Source organism: Kitasatospora sp. MY 5-36 (genome assembly GCF_001182915.1).
In the GTDB taxonomy this organism is placed as follows: Bacteria; Actinomycetota; Actinomycetes; order Streptomycetales; family Streptomycetaceae; genus Kitasatospora.
The window spans coordinates 1-1,517 of the sequence record NZ_LFVW01000329.1 but is presented as its reverse complement, the minus strand read 5'-3'; the positions used below and the strand labels follow the sequence as shown (position 1 = coordinate 1,517).

General features: G+C 76.2%; 1 protein-coding gene. It reads left to right on the top strand.

The window, feature by feature from the left end:
* A partial coding sequence (locus AE652_RS21200; RefSeq protein ID WP_049653878.1) for a type I polyketide synthase occupies positions 1–1,517 on the top strand: 1,517 nt, incomplete at both ends.

Below are 1,517 nucleotides of genomic sequence, written 5' to 3'. Positions count from 1 at the left end.
CTGGTCCGCACCCGCTCGGGCCGTCGGCGGCCGACCGACCGGGCCGGCGGCTCGGCCCTCGCCCAGCGGCTGGCCGGGCTGACCGGGCCCGAGTGCGACCGGGAGCTGCTGGACCTCGTCCGCGCCACCGCCGGCACCGTGCTCGGGTACCCGGCCGGCACGGCGGTGGACCCCGAACGGACCTTCAAGGAGCTGGGCTTCGACTCCCTCACCGCGGTCGAGCTCCGCAACCGCCTGCACGGCTCGACGGGCCTGCGCCTGCCCGCCACGCTGATCTTCAACTACCCGACCCCGAAGGCCCTGGCCGGCCACCTGCGCGAGCAGGTGCTCGGCGACCGGCTCCCCGCCGCCGCACCGGCCGCGGCCACCACCGTGGCGGCCCGGGACGACGACCCGATCGCGATCGTCGGCATGGGCTGCCGCTTCCCGGGCGGGGTGCGCACCCCGGAGGACCTGTGGGAGCTGGTCCTCGCCGGGCGCGACGCGGTCGGCGCCCTGCCGACCGACCGCGGCTGGGACCTCGACGGGCTCTACGACCCCGACCCCGACCGGGTCGGCACCTCGTACACCCGCGAGGGCGGATTCCTGTACGACGTCGCCGAGTTCGACGCGGCGTTCTTCGGGATCAGCCCGCGCGAGGCGCACGCCATGGACCCGCAGCAGCGGCTGCTGCTGGAGACCTCCTGGGAGGCCTTCGAGCGGGCCGGCGTCGACCCGGTGTCCGTCCGGGGCGGGCAGGTCGGCGTGTTCGTCGGCACCCACGGCCAGGACTACGGCACTCTGCTGGCCGCCGCCCCGCCCGGCAACGAGGGCTACCTGGTCACCGGCAACGCGGCCAGCGTGGTCTCCGGCCGGATCTCCTACGCGCTCGGCCTGGAAGGGCCGGCCGTGACCATCGACACCGCCTGCTCCTCCTCCCTGGTGGCGCTCCACCTCGCCGTCCAGGCGCTGCGCGCCGGCGAGTGCTCGATGGCGCTCGCGGCCGGTGCCGCCGTGATGGCCACCCCCGAGGGCCTGGTGGCGTTCAGCCGCCAGCGCGGCCTCGCCGAGGACGGGCGCTGCAAGGCCTTCGCGGCGGCCGCCGACGGCTTCGGCATGGCCGAGGGCGTGGGCGTGCTGCTGGTCGAGCGGCTGTCGGACGCCCGCCGCAACGGGCACCCGGTCCTCGCGGTCGTCCGGGCCACCGCGATCAACCAGGACGGCGCCTCCAACGGGCTCACCGCCCCCAACGGCCCCGCCCAGGAACGCGTCATCCGCCAGGCCCTGGCCACCGCCGGCCTCACCGCCGCCGACGTGGACGCCGTCGAGGCGCACGGCACCGGCACCCGGCTCGGCGACCCGATCGAGGCCAACGCCCTCCTCGCCACCTACGGCCAGGACCGCGAACTGCCGCTCCAGCTCGGCTCGGTGAAGTCCAACCTCGGCCACACCCAGAGCGCGGCGGGCGCGGCGGGCATCATCAAGATGGTGCTGGCGATGCGCCACGGGGTGCTGCCCCGGACCCTGCACGTGGACGA